General features: G+C 66.3%; 24 protein-coding genes. 9 read left to right on the top strand and 15 right to left on the bottom strand.

What is annotated here, in order from left to right; genetic code table 11:
• Positions 1 to 16: 16 nt before the first annotated feature.
• The gene (locus PSTAB_RS03720; protein ID WP_237234194.1) at positions 17 to 715 is read left to right on the top strand and encodes an ABC transporter ATP-binding protein; all 699 of its coding nucleotides are present in this window, start codon (positions 17 to 19) and stop codon (positions 713 to 715) included.
• A 2-nt stretch (positions 716 to 717) separates the two neighbouring features.
• The gene (locus PSTAB_RS03715; protein ID WP_013981747.1) at positions 718 to 1,248 is read left to right on the top strand and encodes an ATP:cob(I)alamin adenosyltransferase; all 531 of its coding nucleotides are present in this window, start codon (positions 718 to 720) and stop codon (positions 1,246 to 1,248) included.
• Between the two features lie 71 nt (positions 1,249 to 1,319).
• Here the strand turns inward: PSTAB_RS03715 and PSTAB_RS03710 are convergent, their stop codons facing one another.
• The 12 genes from PSTAB_RS03710 to nrdR all read right to left on the bottom strand — a co-directional run bounded on the left by PSTAB_RS03710 (position 1,320) and on the right by nrdR (position 10,529).
• Positions 1,320 to 2,126 carry a cobalamin-binding protein gene (locus PSTAB_RS03710; protein WP_013981746.1) on the bottom strand — a complete coding sequence of 269 codons (807 nt, stop codon included), beginning with the start codon at positions 2,124 to 2,126 and terminating at the stop codon, positions 1,320 to 1,322.
• The gene (locus PSTAB_RS03705; RefSeq protein ID WP_013981745.1) at positions 2,126 to 2,533 is read right to left on the bottom strand and encodes a hypothetical protein; all 408 of its coding nucleotides are present in this window, start codon (positions 2,531 to 2,533) and stop codon (positions 2,126 to 2,128) included. The genes PSTAB_RS03710 and PSTAB_RS03705 overlap by 1 nt, the downstream gene beginning before the upstream one ends.
• Positions 2,530 to 3,147 carry a GTP cyclohydrolase II gene (gene ribA / locus PSTAB_RS03700; protein WP_017244894.1) on the bottom strand — a complete coding sequence of 206 codons (618 nt, stop codon included), beginning with the start codon at positions 3,145 to 3,147 and terminating at the stop codon, positions 2,530 to 2,532. The genes PSTAB_RS03705 and ribA overlap by 4 nt, the downstream gene beginning before the upstream one ends.
• 123 nt (positions 3,148 to 3,270) lie before the next feature.
• Positions 3,271 to 3,918, bottom strand: a complete 648-nt coding sequence (locus PSTAB_RS03695) for a retropepsin-like aspartic protease family protein (protein WP_013981743.1) — start codon at positions 3,916 to 3,918, stop codon at positions 3,271 to 3,273.
• 89 nt (positions 3,919 to 4,007) lie between these two features.
• Complete coding sequence (locus tag PSTAB_RS03690) at positions 4,008 to 4,505, bottom strand: phosphatidylglycerophosphatase A family protein (protein ID WP_013981742.1); 498 nt, start codon at positions 4,503 to 4,505, stop codon at positions 4,008 to 4,010.
• 51 nt (positions 4,506 to 4,556) lie between these two features.
• Complete coding sequence (gene thiL, locus PSTAB_RS03685; RefSeq protein ID WP_013981741.1) at positions 4,557 to 5,519, bottom strand: thiamine-phosphate kinase; 963 nt, start codon at positions 5,517 to 5,519, stop codon at positions 4,557 to 4,559.
• 12 nt (positions 5,520 to 5,531) lie between these two features.
• A complete protein-coding gene (gene nusB, locus PSTAB_RS03680; protein WP_011912029.1) occupies positions 5,532 to 6,017 on the bottom strand; it encodes a transcription antitermination factor NusB in 486 nt (161 codons plus the stop codon).
• Positions 6,014 to 6,490 carry a 6,7-dimethyl-8-ribityllumazine synthase gene (gene ribH / locus PSTAB_RS03675; protein ID WP_011912028.1) on the bottom strand — a complete coding sequence of 159 codons (477 nt, stop codon included), beginning with the start codon at positions 6,488 to 6,490 and terminating at the stop codon, positions 6,014 to 6,016. The genes nusB and ribH overlap by 4 nt, the downstream gene beginning before the upstream one ends.
• 183 nt (positions 6,491 to 6,673) lie before the next feature.
• Positions 6,674 to 7,753: a bifunctional 3,4-dihydroxy-2-butanone-4-phosphate synthase/GTP cyclohydrolase II gene (gene ribBA / locus PSTAB_RS03670; RefSeq protein WP_013981740.1), complete on the bottom strand. Its 1,080-nt coding sequence runs from the start codon at positions 7,751 to 7,753 to the stop codon at positions 6,674 to 6,676.
• An 11-nt stretch (positions 7,754 to 7,764) separates the two neighbouring features.
• Complete coding sequence (locus PSTAB_RS03665; protein WP_011912026.1) at positions 7,765 to 8,427, bottom strand: riboflavin synthase; 663 nt, start codon at positions 8,425 to 8,427, stop codon at positions 7,765 to 7,767.
• 537 nt (positions 8,428 to 8,964) lie between these two features.
• Complete coding sequence (ribD, locus tag PSTAB_RS03660) at positions 8,965 to 10,065, bottom strand: bifunctional diaminohydroxyphosphoribosylaminopyrimidine deaminase/5-amino-6-(5-phosphoribosylamino)uracil reductase RibD (RefSeq protein WP_013981739.1); 1,101 nt, start codon at positions 10,063 to 10,065, stop codon at positions 8,965 to 8,967.
• Complete coding sequence (nrdR, locus tag PSTAB_RS03655; RefSeq protein WP_003304016.1) at positions 10,062 to 10,529, bottom strand: transcriptional regulator NrdR; 468 nt, start codon at positions 10,527 to 10,529, stop codon at positions 10,062 to 10,064. The genes ribD and nrdR overlap by 4 nt, the downstream gene beginning before the upstream one ends.
• Positions 10,530 to 10,642: 113 nt before the next feature.
• Here nrdR and PSTAB_RS03650 point away from each other — a divergent pair, with 113 nt between their 5' ends.
• Genes PSTAB_RS03650 through thpR form a run of 3 tightly spaced genes read left to right on the top strand, consistent with a single transcriptional unit; the run spans position 10,643 to position 12,255 of the window.
• Entirely contained in the window at positions 10,643 to 11,068 is a 426-nt protein-coding gene (locus tag PSTAB_RS03650; protein ID WP_013981738.1) for a YbaY family lipoprotein, read from the top strand.
• The gene (locus tag PSTAB_RS03645) at positions 11,065 to 11,718 is read left to right on the top strand and encodes a class I SAM-dependent methyltransferase (protein ID WP_013981737.1); all 654 of its coding nucleotides are present in this window, start codon (positions 11,065 to 11,067) and stop codon (positions 11,716 to 11,718) included. The genes PSTAB_RS03650 and PSTAB_RS03645 overlap by 4 nt, the downstream gene beginning before the upstream one ends.
• Before the next feature lie 15 nt (positions 11,719 to 11,733).
• Entirely contained in the window at positions 11,734 to 12,255 is a 522-nt protein-coding gene (gene thpR, locus PSTAB_RS03640) for an RNA 2',3'-cyclic phosphodiesterase (RefSeq protein WP_013981736.1), read from the top strand.
• Between the two features lie 19 nt (positions 12,256 to 12,274).
• On the opposite strand, the gene yedF is transcribed toward thpR, so the two are convergent.
• Both yedF and yedE read right to left on the bottom strand, forming a co-directional pair.
• Positions 12,275 to 12,514, bottom strand: a complete 240-nt coding sequence (gene yedF / locus PSTAB_RS03635; RefSeq protein ID WP_013981735.1) for a sulfurtransferase-like selenium metabolism protein YedF — start codon at positions 12,512 to 12,514, stop codon at positions 12,275 to 12,277.
• A complete protein-coding gene (gene yedE / locus PSTAB_RS03630) occupies positions 12,483 to 13,709 on the bottom strand; it encodes a selenium metabolism membrane protein YedE/FdhT (RefSeq protein ID WP_013981734.1) in 1,227 nt (408 codons plus the stop codon). The genes yedF and yedE overlap by 32 nt, the downstream gene beginning before the upstream one ends.
• Positions 13,710 to 13,915: 206 nt before the next feature.
• On the opposite strand from yedE, the gene trxA reads away from it, so the two are divergent.
• Positions 13,916 to 14,785 carry a thioredoxin gene (gene trxA, locus PSTAB_RS03625; protein WP_013981733.1) on the top strand — a complete coding sequence of 290 codons (870 nt, stop codon included), beginning with the start codon at positions 13,916 to 13,918 and terminating at the stop codon, positions 14,783 to 14,785.
• Here the strand turns inward: trxA and PSTAB_RS03620 are convergent.
• Positions 14,779 to 15,165, bottom strand: coding sequence for a hypothetical protein (locus tag PSTAB_RS03620; RefSeq protein ID WP_013981732.1), 387 nt, complete (start codon positions 15,163 to 15,165; stop codon positions 14,779 to 14,781). The genes trxA and PSTAB_RS03620 overlap by 7 nt on opposite strands.
• Positions 15,166 to 15,260: 95 nt before the next feature.
• Between PSTAB_RS03620 and PSTAB_RS03615 the strand changes: the two genes are divergently transcribed.
• The 3 genes from PSTAB_RS03615 to PSTAB_RS03605 are packed head-to-tail and all read left to right on the top strand — an operon-like array spanning position 15,261 to position 17,881.
• Positions 15,261 to 15,887 (top strand): DUF2796 domain-containing protein, encoded by a 627-nt coding sequence (locus PSTAB_RS03615; protein ID WP_013981731.1) that lies wholly within the window; start codon positions 15,261 to 15,263, stop codon positions 15,885 to 15,887.
• A gap of 17 nt (positions 15,888 to 15,904) precedes the next feature.
• Positions 15,905 to 16,612, top strand: coding sequence for an ABC transporter ATP-binding protein (locus tag PSTAB_RS03610; RefSeq protein WP_013981730.1), 708 nt, complete (start codon positions 15,905 to 15,907; stop codon positions 16,610 to 16,612).
• A 3-nt stretch (positions 16,613 to 16,615) separates the two neighbouring features.
• Entirely contained in the window at positions 16,616 to 17,881 is a 1,266-nt protein-coding gene (locus PSTAB_RS03605) for an ABC transporter permease (protein WP_013981729.1), read from the top strand.
• Position 17,882 lies beyond the last annotated feature (1 nt).

Raw genomic sequence — 17,882 nt, 5'->3', positions numbered from 1 at the left:
AGCGCACCAGTTGAGCGTGGCCGAGCGCCTGCATGAAGCCGATCTGGCTCTCGCTGCCGGTGAGGTGCTGGGCATCATCGGCCCCAACGGCTCGGGCAAGTCCACTTTGCTCAACTGCCTGGCCGGCGTGCAAACGTACCGCGGCCAGGTAGAAATCGGCGGCCAGTCCAGCCAAGACCTGCGCGGCGACGAACGTGCGCGCCAGGTCGCGCTGTTGCCGCAGTCCAGCCAAAGCGCCTGGGCTTTGACCGTGGAGAACATCGTCACCCTTGGCCGCCTGCCCTGGGGCGATGAGGATGTCGGCAAGATCCACCATGCCATGCACCAGGCCGGCGTCTGGCAATGGCGCGGGCGGCGTATCGACCAGCTCTCCGGCGGCGAGCAGACGCGCGTCTGGCTGGCCCGCGTGCTGGCCGGCGAGCCTCGCGTGCTGATCGCCGACGAACCGGTCGCCAGCCTCGACCTGTATTACCAGCGGCATATTCTGCAATTGCTCAGGCAATATGCGGGCGAAGGTTGCGGCGTGCTGGTCTCGATCCATGATTTGGGATTGGCGGCGCGTTATTGCGATCGCCTTTGCCTGATGCACCAGGGCCGCATATACCGCACCGGCACGCCAGAAGAGGTGCTGACGGCTGAGGATCTGGCCGAGGTATTTCAGGTCGAGGTGTATGTGGACTTCACACAGCAGCCCCCCATCATTCAGGCGAGGTGAACATGGCATTGAAACCGAGCAGGAACTGGGACGAGGTCTGCTATCCCTTCATTCATGAAACCTCGGTACTGTGCGATTTCGAGGTGATCACCGATGAGTTGTGCGGGCATATAGGCGAAATCATCGACCTCATGCCGTTCGACGACCTGCGCGCCGATCTCGAACAACTGCAGCCGCTGGCCTTCCATGTCAATGGCTCGATTCGCGGACGGCTGGCCGTGGAGGAGGCCGACGTGGTCTGGCTGCAAGGCCGGTTGAGCCATTATCAGATGGAAGTGAGCACCCGCCTGCAGGGCTTCGTACTGCCACGCGGCAGTGCACCGGTACCGCAACTTCACCACGCACGCTCATGCGCGAAAAAAGCCATTCGTGCGATGGTCCGGGTCGATCAGGAAGGCATCGACGTGCCGCCGATCCTGCCGAGGTTGTGCAACATGATGGTCAATGTCTTCTTCGTGATGACCCTCGTGATCAACCAGAGGCGCGGCATCAGTGAAGTACAGTTCGTCAGCAAGAGCTACGGCAAGCGCTGACGGCTCTCGGCACCTGACAGAGGAAGAAAAAAGGACGGAAGTCATCAGAGACAGCAGAAGCGAGCCCAGCGCTATCCAGACGCCGCCTGCGCCATAATCCTGCAGAGCTTCCGGATCGCTCCCAGCATCTGGAAGCTCGGTCGCTCCAGGCCCTTGTCCGGCACTTCCAGTAACCTCCCATCGCGCACGGCGCTGAGCTGCGGCCAGGCCTGCCACTCGTCCAGCTGCGCCCCGCTGCCGGCCAGAATGACTTCGGGATCGCGGGCAAGCACGGCTTCGATGCTGACCTGCGGGGCGGCCAGGGTCAGGTCGGCGAAAATGTTCTGCCCACCACACACCTCGATGGCTTCGCTGATGATCTGTTGCCCGCCGAGGGTATACAGCGGGCGGTTCCAGATCTGGTAGAACACCCGCAACGGCCGTTCACGGGCGTAGGCTGTGCGCAGCTCGGCGAGCCCGGCGCGAAACGCCTCGGCCAGGCGCTCGCCCTGCTCCGTGCGTCCGACCGCCTGGCCGATCACCCTGAATTGCTCGGCCAGCCCGTCGAGGCGAGTCTGCGCCACCACCAGCACGGGAATACCGAACTGCTGCAGCTGCTCGCGCTGGCTGCGCGGCACGCTGTCCGGCCAGAGCAGGACCAGATCGGGGCGCAGGCTGAGCAAGGTCTCCATCTCCACCTGTCCATAACGCCCCACCGACGGTACCTGAGCCAGGGCAGCGGGACGTTCGCCGCCGTCCAGCACACCGGCCAGGCGGTCTACGGCATCGAGTTCCAGCATGATTTCGCTGAGCGAGGGCGCCAGGCTTACGACCCGCTGCGCGGCAACCGCAGGCAACGTGGCCAGCAGTGCCAGGGCGGCCAGCAGCAGGAGACGCATCAGTGCAGCTGCCGCGGAATACGGTAGAGCACCAGCAGCACCAGGCTGCCGAATACCAGCAACAGGCGGGCGACCGGCTCCATGCCCAGCAGAGCCCCGGCGGCCGCGAACCAGGCCGGCAGCGACGCGATCAACAGGCCGCATCGGCGAACGCGGCGCAAACGCGCCCAGGCTTCCGCCTCGGCAGGACTGTCCAGCGCCTGCTCGGTGGCGATCAGTGCGTGTTTGAAGGCGGTGAAGGCCCGCAGGCTGAAGAACAGCGAAACCATGCCAGCAGCGAAGAGCGGTAGCCCCCAATCGGCAAACACCACCGATGCGCGCCCGAGCACCAACACAGGCAGCACCATCAGCAGCGTATGCAGCCAGCCGTCACGCGCAAGCTGGCGGCGGGCGGCGACGCGGCTCACGACTGCTCGGCTTCGCCCTGGTGGATCTCGCCGAGCATATGACCGAGCTTGCCGGCCTTGGTCGCGAGATACTTGCGGTTGTGCGGGTTGTGCGCGATCTGCAGCGGTTTGCGCTCGGCCACGCGGATGCCGAAGCCCTGCAGCGCCTTGACCTTGCGCGGGTTGTTGGTCATCAGCTTGATTTCGCCGATGCCCAGATGCTCGAGCATCGGCAGGCAGATACCGTAGTCGCGCATGTCCGGGGCGAAGCCCAGGCGCTCGTTGGCCTCGACGGTATCGGCGCCGGCATCCTGCAGCTCGTAGGCGCGGATCTTGTTCAGCAGGCCGATACCACGGCCTTCCTGGCGCAGATAAAGCAGTACGCCGCGTCCTTCGTCGGCTATCGCGCGCAGCGCCGCTTCCAGCTGAAAGCCGCAGTCACAGCGCAGGCTGAACAGCGCATCGCCGGTCAGGCATTCGGAATGCAGACGCCCCAGCACCGGCTTGCCATCGGCCACATCGCCGAGGGTCAGCGCGACATGTTCCTTGCCAGTGTCCTGGTCGAGAAAACCATGCATGGTGAACACGCCGAACGGCGTCGGCAGTTGGGAAGCGGCGACGAACACGACAGACACGGGCGGAAATCCCAGGCGGCAGAAAAGCGGACATTGTAACACTAACTGCGGGCGAATCAGGCGCGAGAGTTTCGCCGACGAGCGCGCCGATACTGCCGTCCAGACCGGCAACCCGGTCGGCGCTCAGGACGTCTTCGACTCCAGCACCAGCACGCCCTGCTCCTCGCGCCAGCTGACGCGCCCGAGAAAGCTCATGCCGAGCAGCGCGTCGGTGGGCGAACCGCCCTCGACGACGACAGCCTCGACGCCGAGCACTTCGATCGCCCCGACCTTGACGCTGTTCAAGTGCACGCGCCAGGCCTTGGCCGTGCCGCTGGCAGTGCTCACTACCATCGCCCGACCGTTGACGCGGTAGTCGATGCCCAGCCGGCGGGCCTGGTGCTCGTTGATCGCCACCGAGGTGGCGCCGGTGTCGACGAGAAACTGGATCGGCTGGCCATTGATCGCACCGGCGATCCAGTAATGGCCGCCGGTACCCTTGGCCACGCTCAGCTGGGTCTTGCTCGGCGCCGCGTAGGCGCCGCTGTATTCGCGGCTCAGGTTGTAGTGACGTTCGACGCCGTCGACCCTCAGCACCGCGCCGCTGGCATCGGCACTGACCACCTGAACGCCGCCCGGCCCGGTCTGCCCGACCTTGACCAGCTTGCGCTGGCCGTCGACGTTGACCACCGCCGCGCCGGGAAACAGCCCGACCACCTGCACCATTGAGGCGGCCTGTGTCAGCGCGGGCAGCAGCAACAGGCCGGCGAACAGAACGGGGATGCTACGCATGGCTATTCCTTCCTCGAAATCTGGCCGCCCGGACCGGAGCCGCCGATCATCCACCAACCGTCAGCGACCTGCAGCGACCGGACGCACAATCAAACCAACAGCGCCACCAGCCCCTGCATGACCGCCCAGGCGGCGACCCCGGCAAGGATATCGTCGAGCATGATGCCCACCCCGCCATGGATATGCCGATCCACCCAGCTGATCGGCCACGGCTTGGCGATATCCATCACGCGAAACACCACGAAGCCGAGCAGCAGCCAGTACCAGCCCTCCGGCACCAGCCAGAAGGTGATCCAGATACCCACGAATTCGTCCCAGACGATGCCTTCGTGGTCGTGCACGCCGAGCTCGCGCGCCACCTTGCCGCACAGCCAGACGCCGAACAGCATGCTCAGGCCGAGCATCAGCAGATAGCCCCAGCCTGGCAGCAACTGCCACAGCGGCACAAACGGCAGCGCTACCAGCGAACCCCAGGTGCCCGGCGCCTTGGGCATCAACCCGGAGCCAAAGCCGAACGCCAGGTTGTGCCAGGGGTTGGACCAGACCAGGGTTTGCGGCTTCGCCGCGACCGGTGAGGTATCAGTCAAAACAGCATTCCTTATCGGGTCGGAGGCAAGCGGCTGCTCTCGCAGCGGCGCTTACGCATTGAAATGGTTGTAGCCCCGCTCGGAGACGGGCACTTCGTTGCCCGCTGCATCGATCAGCTGAACACCCTCCCCTGCCATCACCCGGCCGATGACCTGCACCGGCCAGCCGGCAGCCTGCAGCGGCGCCAGCTCGGCAGGCGGCAGGGTGAAGGCCAGCAGGTAGTCGTCGCCGCCAGCCAGCGCGCAACGCAGCGCTTCGGCGTCGCCGGCGAAACGGCACAGCGGCTCGGACAACGGCAGCCGATCACGCTCGATCTGCAGCGCGACGCGTGATGCCTTGGCAATATGCCCGCAGTCAGCCAGCAGGCCGTCGGAGATATCCAGCGCCGCCGTGGCCTTGCCTCGTAGCGCCTCGCCCAGGGCCAGCTGCGGTTGGGGTGACCAGTAACGCGCCAGCAGGTGTTCAGCGACATGCGCATCGGCTTCGGCCTGCCGCAACACCAGCGGCAACGCGCCGGCTGCCTCGCCCAGCACGCCGCCGACGCAGAGCAGATCGCCGACCTGCGCGCCGGACCGAACCAGTGCCTGCCCGGACGGCACGCGGCCGAACACGGTGACAGTCAGGCTCAGCGGGCCACGGGTGGTATCGCCGCCAATCAGACGCAGGCTGCAGTCGAGCGCCATCGCATCCAGTCCGCGGGCGAACTCGGCGAGCCAGAGCGGATCGCCGCTCGGCAGGCTCAGGGCAAGGGTGAAGCCGATGGGTGTGGCGCCCATGCCGGCCAGGTCGCTGGCGGCGACGGCCAGGGCGCGCTGGCCGAGCAGGAACGGATCGCAGGGATCGGGGAAATGCACGCCGGCGACCAGGGTGTCGGTGGACACGGCCAGCTGTTCACCGGAGGGGATCTGCAGCAGGGCGCAATCATCGCCGATGCCGAGAACGACTTCGCCGCCGGCCCTGGCACAAGCGGCGGCGGCGAAGTAGTGACGGATCAGCTCGAACTCACCCAGCAAGGCGAGCGGCCCTCAGCGCTTGTGGTTGCGCACTTCGGCGCTGCGCAACGATGGGGCCAGCTTGTCCAGCACGCCGTTGACGAACTTGTGTCCGTCGGTGGCGCCGTAGACCTTGGCCAGCTCGATGCCTTCGTTGATGACCACGCGGTACGGCACGTCGATGCGCTGCATCAGCTCGTAGGTCGACAGGCGCAGGATGGCCAGCTCCACCGGATCGAGCTCGTCCAGCGGACGGTCGAGATTCGGCGCAATGGCCTGGTCGACCTCGGTCTTCTTGCGCGCCACGCCATTGAGCAGTTCGTGGAAGTAGGCACCGTCAACACCGCTGAAATCGTTGTCGACGCGGAACTGCGCCTCGATCTCGTTGAGGCTCTGACCGGCCATGTGCCACTGATACAACGCCTGCATCGCCAGGCTGCGAGCGACCCGGCGCGTGGCGATCTTGCCCTTGGCCTTGGGCTGCGGTGCGTCCTGGCTATCGTCGTGATTCAGGCTCACTTCGCCTCCAGCTGCGACAGCAGACTCACCATTTCCAGTGCGGAGAGTGCGGCTTCGGCGCCTTTGTTACCGGCCTTGGTGCCGGAGCGCTCGATGGCCTGTTCGATGGAATCGACGGTCAGCACGCCAAAGGCTACCGGAACGCCGAACTCCATGGAGACCTGGGCCAGGCCCTTGGTGCACTCACCGGCGACATATTCGAAGTGCGGCGTGCCACCGCGGATGACCGCGCCGAGGGCGATGATGGCGTCGTATTCACCCTGCTGCGCGACCTTCTGGGCGACCAGCGGAATCTCGAAGGCACCCGGTGCGCGGATGATGGTGATGTCGTTTTCGCTGACGCCGTGGCGAACCAGCGCGTCGACCGCGCCGCTGACCAGGCTCTCGACGACGAAGCTGTTGAAGCGGCCTACGACCAGGGCGTATTTGCCCTGCGGGGCGATGAAGGTTCCTTCGATGGTCTTCAGGGGCATGGTACAAATCTCGTATAGCGTTAAAGAGCTTATGGACAAAACAGGACAGCCCTACGGAGCAGCGCGTAGCGAGCGCAGGACAGACAAGGCGAAAGCAGGTGAGGCGGCGGAGTTTACCGAGGTAAATGAGCAAGCCTCGCCTGTTTTCAACGCAGTATGTCCAAGCGCAGTAGCGCGGCACCCTTACTCAGCGGGCAGGTATTCTACAACTTCCAGATCAAAGCCGGATATCGCGTTGAACTTCATCGGCGCGCTCATCAGGCGCATCTTGCGCACGCCCAGGTCACGCAGGATCTGCGAACCGGCGCCGACGGTGCTGTAGGTGGCCGGGGTCGGCGGCTGCTGACGGGTCAGCTGCGCCAGCAGCTGCGGGCCGGTCAGCGGATTGCCGAGCAGCAGCACCACGCCCTTGCCGGCCTTGGCCACCTCGCTCATCGCAGCGCGCAGGCTCCAGCGCCCCGGCACGGTGACCAGCAGCAGATCACGCAGCGGCTCCATGTTGTGCACGCGCACCAGGGTCGGCTCTTCCGGGGAAATCTCACCGCGGGTCAGTGCCATGTGCACGGTGTCCTCGACGCCGTCGCGGTAGGTGACCAGGTTGAACTGGCCCAGCTCGGTTTCCAGCGGCTGCTCGGAAACCCGCTGCACGGTGCGCTCGTGGATCATGCGGTAGTGGATCAGGTCGGCGATGGTGCCGATCTTCAGCCCGTGCTGCTCGGCGAAGACTTCCAGCTCAGGACGGCGCGCCATGGTGCCGTCGTCATTCATGATTTCGCAGATCACGCCGCTGGCCTCGAACCCGGCCATGCGCGCCAGGTCACAGGCGGCCTCGGTGTGGCCGGCACGCGCCAGCACGCCGCCCGGTTGCGCCATCAGCGGAAAGATGTGGCCGGGGCTGACGATGTCCTCGGCCTTGGCGTTCTTCGCCACCGCGGCCTGCACGGTACGCGCGCGGTCAGCCGCGGAAATGCCGGTGGTCACGCCTTCGGCGGCCTCGATGGAAACGGTGAACTTGGTGCCGAAGCCCGAGCCGTTGCGCGGCGCCATCAGCGGCAGCTTGAGCAGCTCGCAGCGTTCGCGGGTCATGGGCATGCAGATCAGGCCGCGGGCGAAGCGCGCCATGAAATTGATGTGCTCGGCGGTCACGCACTCGGAGGCGACAATGATGTCGCCCTCGTTCTCGCGATCCTCGTCATCCATGAGGATGACCATCTTGCCGGCGCGGATGTCTTCGATCAGTTCTTCAGCGGTATTGAGCGCCATCGGGCGTCTCCTCAATTCTTCAGGTAGCCGTGCTCGGCGAGAAAACCTTCGGTGAGCCCCGAGGCCTTGGGTTCGGCGGCCTTGTCGCCCATCATCAGGCGCTCCAGGTAGCGCGCCAGCAGGTCGACCTCCAGGTTCACCTGCCGCCCGGGGCGGTAGTCGGCCATGATGGTTTCGCCGAGGGTGTGCGGCACGATGGTCAGCTCGAATTCGGCGCCATTGACCGCATTGACCGTGAGGCTGGTGCCGTCGACGGTGATCGACCCCTTGAGCGCAATGTACTTGGCCAGCTCGCGCGGCGCGCGGATGCGGAACTGCACGGCGCGGGCATTATCTTCCCGCGCCACGACCTCGCCGACACCATCGACATGGCCGCTGACCAGATGACCGCCGAGGCGGCTGGTGGGGGTCAGCGCCTTTTCCAGGTTGACCCGGCTGCCGGCCTTGAGATCGATGAAGGCGGTGCGCGCCAGAGTTTCGCGGCTGACGTCGGCCCAGAAGCCGTTACCCGGCAGCTCCACCGCCGTCAGGCAGACGCCGTTGACGGCGATGCTGTCGCCCAGCTTGACGTCGCCCAGATCCAGCTTGCCGGTTTCGACCAGCACGCGGACGTCGCCGCCCTTGGGTGTGAGCGCACGGATGGTGCCGATGGCTTCGATTATTCCGGTGAACATGTGGCCTCCCGTGGAAGGCGGATAAAACGCTGCATACGACGAACTCCTGTTTTTGAAAAACAGGGCGCTACGGATCGATAGGGATGCATGACGGGTGCACGGACGGCGCCCATCGGAATATCCCGCTCTCTCTCATCCGGACTATACCGTCGGCCCCGGAATCACACCGGGTCTGCTGACCTTGCCGAAGCAAGCGCTCGCGGGCTAGACGCGATTGAAAGCTACTGCGCGCAGAGCATGCTGCGTTGTGCTCCTCCTCGAAGTGCTCATTTACCAAGGCCTCGCTGCCCCCAGTAAAGCCCGCCTTCTCGTCGAATCACGCCTTGCCTGCTCAGCGCTCGCTACGCTTTCATCCTTGTAACTGCGCCATTACCGCCGGTGGGGAATCGCACCCCGCCCTGAGAACGTTGGGCCGTTTGCGGCCCGGCAGCGTTTTTAACACAAATAGCGACGCGGGGCAGCCCGTTATCGCCCGGTAGCAGCTATCTGAATGCAAGACGCAGGCTATCGGCGGACACCGCCGACACGGGTTGCCGATCAGTTGGCCGGGCGCGCCACGATCTTCCAGTCGTCGCCCACCGCACGGATGTCGACGATCTTCAACTCGCGCGCCTCGCTCATGCGCTCGAGCGGAAGCTCCAGCAGCGGCCGCGCCGAGGAGCCGAGAAACTTGGCCGCCATGAACAGCTGGTACTCGTCGATCAGGCCGAGGCTGGCGAACGCACCGACCAGCCGCGGTCCGGCCTCGACCAGCACCTCGTTGGCACCACGGGCAGCCAGCTCGCGCAGCAGCGCGGCCAGGTCGACCCGCTCCTGCCCCAGCACCAGCGCCTCGTGACCGGCGCGACGATAGGTCTCCTCGCAGCCGGCGACCACCGTGACGACCAGCGCCGGACCGGCCTGAAAGAACGGCGCATCCAGCGGCACGCGCAGCCGACCATCGACCAGCACCCGCAGCGGCGGGCGCTGCAGCGCCAGCGCAATGGTTTCCGCATCCAGCCCCAGTTCGGCGCCGCGTACGGTCAGCCGCGCGACATCCATCAGCACGGTGTCAGCGCCGGTCAGCACCACGCTGGAGCGGGCGCGCAGGCGCTGCACCTCGGCACGCGCCGCCGGGCCGGTGATCCACTGGCTCTCGCCGCTGGCCATCGCGGTGCGCCCGTCCAGGCTCATGGCCAGCTTGGCGCGCACGTATGGCAGGCCGCTTTCCATGCGCTTGGTAAAGCCCGCATTGAGTTCCCGCGCCTCGCCTTCCAGCACGCCGCTGGCAACTTCGATACCGGCGCTGCGCAGCCGCTCCAGACCGTTCCCGGCGACCTGCGGATTGGGGTCCTGCATGGCCGCCACCACGCGCCCGACACCGGCCTTGACCAGCGCTTCGGCACAGGGCGGCGTGCGCCCGTAATGGCTGCAGGGTTCGAGGGTGACGTAGGCGGTGGCACCGCGGGCGCGCTCGCCGGCCTGGCGCAGCGCATGGACTTCGGCATGTGGCTCGCCGGCGCGTACGTGCCAGCCCTCACCGACCAGTTCGCCATCGGCGACGATGACGCAACCGACCCGCGGGTTCGGATGGGTCGAATAAAGCCCCTTGCGTGCCAACTGCAGCGCCCGGGCCATCCAGGCGTGATCGGCCGTCATTCGGGCTTGGCCGGCTCGCGGGACAGCCGCTCGATTTCCTCGCGGAACTCGTTGAGGTCTTGGAAGCGGCGGTAGACCGAGGCGAAGCGGATATAGGCGACCTCGTCGAGCTTCTGCAGCTCGGCCATCACCAGCTCGCCGAGCACGCGCGACTTGATCTCACGCTCGCCGGTGGCGCGCAGCTGATGCTTGATATGGGCGATCGCAGCTTCCAGGCGCTCGACGCTGACCGGGCGTTTCTCCAGCGCACGCTGCATGCCGGCGCGCAGTTTCTGCTCGTCGAACGGCTGGCGACTGCCGTCGGATTTGATCAGTCGCGGCATCACCAGCTCGGCGGTTTCGAAGGTGGTGAAGCGCTCGCCACAGGCCAGGCACTCGCGGCGGCGGCGCACCTGATCGCCCTCGGCGACCAGGCGAGAATCGATGACCTTGGTGTCATGGGCACCGCAGAAGGGACAATGCATGGGGCTGGAATCGGTCGTACGTCGGGACGGCCATGGTAGCGCATCCGACCGGCAAGACAAGGCGACGGCTTTGCTGCTATACAAGCCCGCAATCGCCGTTCAGGAGGCCGTCCGTGCCATCACGTTTTCTCGTTCTGCCCGCCCTGCTGACGCTGCTCGCCGGCTGCGGCAGCCAACCCAGCGAGCCACCGACGGCTCCCGTCGAGCTGAGCACCACCCCCCATTCCAAACTGCTCAACGAACTGAGCGGCAGCCTGATCGGCGCACCGGCCGGCAGCGACGTGGAGCTGGCCCTCTTGGAGGTCGATCGTCGCGACCAGCCCGACCGCCTGCTCAGTAACGTGCAGCTCAAGGGCCGCGACGGTGAGCTGCCGTTCATCCTCCAGTTCAACCCCGACGCCTTCCCGGCCGGCCAGCGCGTCGAGCTGCGCGGCCGCGTCACGCGCGCCGGCCAGCTGATCATGCGCCTGCCGCCGCGCACCATATCGAGTGCCGCCAGCCAGGCGCTCGGACCGCTGCAGCTGGTTCCGGCACCGTGAGCGCACCGGCGCAGCTGCAGGCCGCGCTGCACGAACTGCTGGGCGATGCCCGCCTGGTCGCCGAGACGCTGCCGGACACCGAGCTGCGCCTCTGGCTGATCGATGCGGCCAACATGGATCGCGCCTTCAGCCCCGAAGAAACCCGGCGCATTCTCGACGAGCCACCATATTGGTGTTTCTGCTGGGCCAGCGGACTGGTCCTGGCCCGCTGGCTGGCCGAGCGCCCGGACTGGGTGCGCGGCAAGCGCGTGCTGGATTTCGGCACGGGTTCCGGCGTCGCCGCCATCGCCGCGGCCAAGGCAGGAGCCGCCGAGGTGGTGGCCTGCGACCTGGACCCGCTGGCACTCGCCGCCTGCCGGGCGAACGCCGCGCTCAACGGTGTCGAGCTACGCTATTCGCAGGACTTCTTCGGCGAAGCGGATCGCTTCGATCTGATCCTCGTCGCCGATGTGCTCTACGACCGCGCCAACCTGCCGCTGCTGGACCAGTTTCTCAGCCGAGGCCGGGAAGCGCTGGTGGCCGACTCCCGCGTGCGGGACTTCGCCCACCCGCTGTACCGGCGCCTGGCCGTACTTAATGCGTGCACCTGGCCGGATCTGGCAGAGCCGGCGGAGTTTCGCCAGGTGAGCCTCTACCACGCGACGCGCTAGCCATACGGAGACACCATGAGCGAGGAAAGTCTGCGCCTGTTCTTCGCCCTGCCCTGCCCGCCCGAGCAGGCGACGGCCATCTGCGCCTGGCGTGACGGCCAGGCATTCGACGGGCGCCCGGTGGCCGAAGCCAATCTGCACATGACCCTGGCCTTTCTCGGTGCCCAGCCGAAAGAGCGGCTGGATGCGCTGCTGACCATGGCATCAGGCATCGAGGGGACGGCATTCGACCTCCGGCTGGACCGGCTCACCACCATCGGCAAGGGCTTCATCTGCCTGCAACCGAGCACGACGCCGCAGGCCCTGTCGAGGCTGGTCGCTACCCTTGCCGAGCATCTGGCCGCGCTAGGCGTGGTGCTCGACAGCCGGCCCTTCCTCCCGCACCTGACGCTGGCCCGCCAGGCCCGCAGCCGATCGAGCGGCGCCGCGCCGGGCTTCGCCTGGCACGCCGACCACTTCGGCCTCTATCTGTCGACGGCAACGCCGGGCGGCGTGCGCTACGACGCGCTGGGACGCTGGCCGCTGGCAGCGCCATAGCGACCGTCACATGGCCTGCTCAGCGCGGCACTTCGATGAGAAAGCGGAACAGCGGACCGTGCTGCTCCACCGCCAGGCAGTTGTAACCCTTGGCCGTGGCGTCCTCGGGAATGCCGTGCACCGACTGCGAACAGTCCGTCACCACTTCCAGCAACTGCCCTGGTTGCATGGTCGCCAGGGTTTCCAGCGTGGCGATGGCGTTATACGGGCAGTGCTCGCCCCGCAGATCAAGCGAGAGATTCGGTTTGGCCTGGCTCACGGGCAGGACTCCTTTTCGGTTGGAAACGACGTGCGTTGAGGTGCACCAGCAACATGGCGACGGCCAGGCCGGCAAAGGTCAGCAGCAATCCGCTGGCCGGGCCGAAGCTCTCCAGCAGATTGATCTTCGGATAGGGCAGCGCCAGCGACGTGCCCAGCTGGTCCCAGTACACCGCCACCAGCGTGCCGCCGATGACGTTGCCGACGCCCACCACCCAGAAGTGCACCTGCCCTTCCATGGCGCGATACATCCAGCCGGTTTCGCAGCCACCGGCGACGACAATGCCAATGCCGAACAGCACGCCGCCGAGAATCGCGTTCGGCCCCATCCAGAAAATCTTCGGGCTTGCCCCCAGCGCGATGGCACCGAACGTACCGACGCAGGCCACCGCCATGCCGAGCAGGATGCCGTAGGCCGCGCGGGTTCGGCCGGTGGTCCAGAGGTCGCGGGCGGCACTGGTGAAGCAGATCTGCGCCCGCTCGATCAGCCCGCCGAACAACAAGCCGAACAGCACCGCCATGCCCAGCACCAGCGAGGCATCGAAGCGCCAGGCAGCGAATGCGATGGCCAGCACCGCCACCCCGGTGCCGAGGCGCGCCTGCAAAGAGGCCCGCCGCCGCGTGCCTTCCACGTCACCGAACAGCGAACTGGCTTGGCTACCGACCTTCAGCGGCGTGCGCAGCCAGGGCAGCAGGCAGATCTTCACGCCGATCCAGGCGCCGCCCACGGTGGCCAGCATGAAAGCCCAGGCATGCAGCGAGAACATTGGAATGCCGGTGAAGAAGGCCGCCAGGTTGCAGCCCATGGCCAGACGCGCACCGAAGCCGGCGATGATGCCGCCGATCAGGCCCTGCAGCAGGCGACGTCTGCTGGTCGGCCAGCGCAGGCTGACGTTGTTTGCCCACAGCGCCGCACAGAGCGCGCCAAGCAGCATGCCGATGATCATCACGCCGTCGATGCGATCGAGCGGCGTACCGGCCAGGCCGATCAGCTTGAAATAGCTCCACTCCTGCGGGGTGTAGCCGAACCAGGAAATGATGTGCCCACCCCAGCGGGTGAATTCGCCGGTGACGGCCCAGAAGGTTCCGGTGATGGCGAAGTAGTAGGCGGAGGCGACACCCAGCGCGACGAGCGCCGGCAGGGGCGACCAGAAGCGCACGAGATAGCGCTCCCGGAAATCGGAGAGAACGGACATGTGAAGCTCCTTATGACGCGCGACTGCAAACGCCGCACCGGTCTAGGAAAAGGGTTTCGCCTCGGCGGCAGGATCGCTGCCGTAACGCCGAAGCCGGCGCAACCTTAGTCCAATGACATCCGTCGCGCGAGCCCTTGCTTCCTGCATGCCGCGCCCCCACTTACCATGCACAGCTTCCCAGTCACCCGTCGCCGACGAGAATTCCGATGAGCCAGACGCCCTATATCTTCGATGTCACCACCGCCAGTTTCGAACAGCTGGTGCTCGAGAACTCGTTCCACAAGCCGGTGCTGGTGGATTTCTGGGCCGAATGGTGCGCGCCATGCAAGGCGCTGATGCCCTTGCTGGCGAAGATCACCGAGGAGTACCAGGGCGAGTTGCTGCTGGCGAAGGTCAACTGCGACATCGAGCAGGAGGTCGTCGCCCGCTTCGGTATCCGCAGCCTGCCGACCGTGGTGCTGTTCAAGGACGGCCAGCCGGTGGACGGTTTCGCCGGTGCGCAGCCGGAATCCGCGATTCGCGCCATGCTCGAGCCCCATGTACAGGCCCCGGCATCGCCGCAGGGCAATCTGCTGGAAAGCGCTGAGGCGGCCTTCGCCGAAGGCCGTTTTGCCGAGGCAGAGGCGCAGCTGCAGCAGCTGCTCAGCGAGGACAACGAGAACGCCGCCGGCCTGATTCTGTACGCGCGCTGCCTGGCCGAACGGGGCGAGCTGGGCGAGGCGGAAACCGTGCTCAATGCCGTGAAGGGCGATGAGCACAAGCAGGCGCTGGCCGGCGCGCGCGCGCAACTGACGTTCCTGCGTCAGGCCAATGACCTGCCCGATGCCGCTACGCTGAAGAGCCGCCTGGCGCAGAACGGCGAGGATGACGAGGCGGCATACCAGCTGGCCGTCCAGCAGCTGGCGCGGCAGCAGTATGAAGCGGCGCTGGACGGGCTGCTCAGACTGTTCGTGCGCAACCGAAGCTATGCCGACGGGCTGCCGCACAAGACCCTGCTGCAGGTCTTCGACCTGCTCGGCAACGACCATCCGCTGGTGACGCTGTATCGCCGCAAGCTCTATCAGGCGATCTACTGATCCCGGCCGCCGCTGGTGGCGAGTCCGTCAGCGGGCTCGCCGATCCAGTGATAGCAGGCCGAATCGGCGCCATGCTCGACCCGTACCTCGTCGCAATGACGCAGCCGCACCAGCAACCGCTTGGCCAGCTGCGCGCTCCCGGTGATCGCCTCCAGCTCGGCGAACAACTGCGGCCCTTCCAACGTCCCGGCACTGCGCAGGCATTCCCGGGCGCTGTGCCAGAGCGCATCGGCCGGCGGCGATGCCGCCGTTGCAGGCCGCCCGGCCGAGCTGATCTCGACGGCGCCCAGCCCACGCGCCAGGCCCGACCAGTCCTCTTCGCCCAGTTCGATTTCCAGATCGACCGGCCAGTCCCCTATGCGTCCGCGGATTCGGATCATGCTGTCCCTCCTGAAATATGCATTCATGCTCACATGCACGGGCCGCGCTGGCCAGCCAAGCGGCAAAGTTGTTATAACGTAACGGACCCTTGCCAATGGAGCTGACCATGCGCCACTTACTGCTCGCCGTACCCGTGCTTCTGTTGCCCCTGAGCTACAGCCAAGCACATGAAGATCATCATCACGAACATGAAGAAGCTGCCAGCCTCGGCGCCCACGAACATGGTGCGGCTCGCCTGAATGCCGCGCTGGATGGCAAGCGTCTAGAACTGGAGTTCATCAGCCCGGCCATGAACCTGGTCGGCTTCGAACACGCACCTGCCACGCCAGCGGACGAAGCGAAGATTGCCGAGGCGCGGAGCCAGCTGGAGCAACCGGCAGCGTTGTTCGGCCTGCCGACGGCCGCCGGCTGCTCGGTCAGCGAGCAGCACCTGCATGGCGAACTGCTCGGTTCGGCTCACGCCGGTTACCAGCGCCGCGACCAGGACGATGACCACCAGCACGAACACAGCCATGCCGCCGCAGAGGAACACGGCGGCCACAGTGATATCGAGGCAAGCTACCAGTTCGATTGCAGCAATCCGGGGGCGCTCCAGGCGCTGGATCTCAAGGGCCTGTTCGAACGATTCCCCGGCACGGAGAAGATTCAGGTACAACTGATCGGCCCCAACGGCCAACAGGGCGCGGAACTGACCCCGGCGCGCACGCAGCTGCCTTTCTGAACCGGCACTGGACATCGATGACCGCTCCACTTCTCGCAATCGACAACCTCGGCTTCGCCTGGCCACGCCAGGCCGAGCTGCTGGACATCCCCTGCTTTCGCCTCGAGCGCGGCGAGAGCCTGTTTCTCAAAGGCCCCTCGGGCAGCGGCAAGACCACCCTGCTCGGTCTGATCGGCGGCGTGCAAAAGGCCGCGCGCGGCAGCGTGCGCCTGCTCGACCGTGACCTCGGCAGCCTGTCGGCGGGCGCCCGTGATCGCTTCCGGGTCGATCACACCGGCTACATCTTTCAGCAGTTCAACCTGCTGCCCTTTCTCTCGGTGCGTGAAAACGTCGGTCTGCCCTGCCATTTTTCGCGGCTACGTGCCGAACGTGCGCGCAAGCGGCACGGCAGCACGGACGCCGCCGCGGCCAGCCTGCTGGAGCACCTGGGGCTGGCACCGGAGCTGTTCGAGCGGCGGGCCGATGCGCTCTCCATCGGCCAGCAGCAGCGCGTGGCTGCCGCCCGAGCGCTGATCGGCCAGCCCGAGCTGGTCATCGCCGACGAGCCGACCTCGGCACTGGATGCGGACAGCCGCGAAGCCTTCCTGAAACTGCTGTTTTCCGAGTGCCGGGCGGCGGGCGCCAGCCTGCTGTTCGTCAGCCATGATCAAAGCCTCGCACCGCTGTTCGACCGCAGCCTGTCGCTGGCCGATCTCAATCGCGCCGCACGCGCGCCGGAGTGCTGAGCGATGTATCTACTGCGCCTGGCCCTGGCGAGCCTTAACAATCGCCGCTTTACCGCCCTGTTGACCGTATTCGCCATCGCGCTGTCAGTGTGCCTGCTGCTCGCCGTCGAACGGGTACGCAGCGAAACCCGCGCCAGCTTCGCCAGCACCATCAGCGGCACCGATCTGGTGGTCGGCGCCCGCTCCGGCTCGGTGAATCTGCTGCTCTATTCGGTGTTTCGCATCGGTAACGCGACGAACAACATCCGCTGGGAAAGCTACCAGCACTTCGCCGAACACCCGCGTGTCGACTGGGCAATCCCGATTTCCCTCGGCGATTCCCATCGTGGTTATCGAGTGATGGGCACCAGCAGCGCCTATTTCGAGCATTACCGCTACGGCCGCAAGCAGCAGCTGCAGCTGGCCGAAGGCCGCGCCTTCGAAAGCGACCCGTTCGAGGTAGTACTGGGCGCCGAAGTGGCCAGCGCGCTGGGCTACCGGCTCGACGACAGTATCGTGCTGGCCCATGGCACCGCTCGGGTCAGCCTGGTGCAGCACGACGACAAGCCGTTCCGCGTGGTTGGCGTGCTGCAGCGCACCGGCACTCCTGTCGACCGCACCCTGCACATCAGCCTGGCCGGCATGGAAGCGCTGCACATCGACTGGCAGAACGGCATGCCGGCGCGCGGCGCCGCACGCATCGACGCCGAGCAAGCGCGTGGCCTAGATCTTCAGCCACAGCAGATCACGGCGTTCCTGCTCGGCTTGAACAGCAAGGTCGCCACGTTCACCCTGCAACGGGAAATCAACCAGTACCGCGGCGAACCGCTGCTGGCGATCCTGCCCGGCGTTGCCCTGCAGGAACTCTGGAGCCTGATGGGCACAGCCGAGAAGGCGCTGTTCGTGGTCTCGCTATTCGTCGTGCTGACCGGGCTGATCGGCATGCTGACGGCGATCCTCACCAGCCTCAACGAACGTCGCCGGGAGATGGCGATCCTGCGCTCAGTGGGTGCTCGCCCCTGGCATATCGCCGCGCTGTTGATCATCGAGGCCTTCGGTCTGGCGCTGGCGGGCACGCTGCTGGGGCTGGCCCTGTTGTATGCAGGGATCGCCATCGCACAGGCGCCGCTGCAGAGCCTGTACGGCCTGTATCTGCCGCTGGCCTGGCCGAGCGCCTATGAGTGGAGCCTGCTTGGCGCTATCCTGCTGGCCGCGCTGCTGATGGGCAGCGTGCCGGCCTGGCGGGCGTATCGCCAATCGCTTGCCGATGGCCTGTCGATCCGACTATGAG

Origin of the sequence: Stutzerimonas stutzeri (genome assembly GCF_000219605.1) — a bacterium.
Classification (GTDB): domain Bacteria; phylum Pseudomonadota; class Gammaproteobacteria; order Pseudomonadales; family Pseudomonadaceae; genus Stutzerimonas; species Stutzerimonas stutzeri.
The sequence above is the reverse complement of the archived record's forward strand: the minus strand, read 5'-3'. Positions and strand labels throughout refer to the sequence as shown.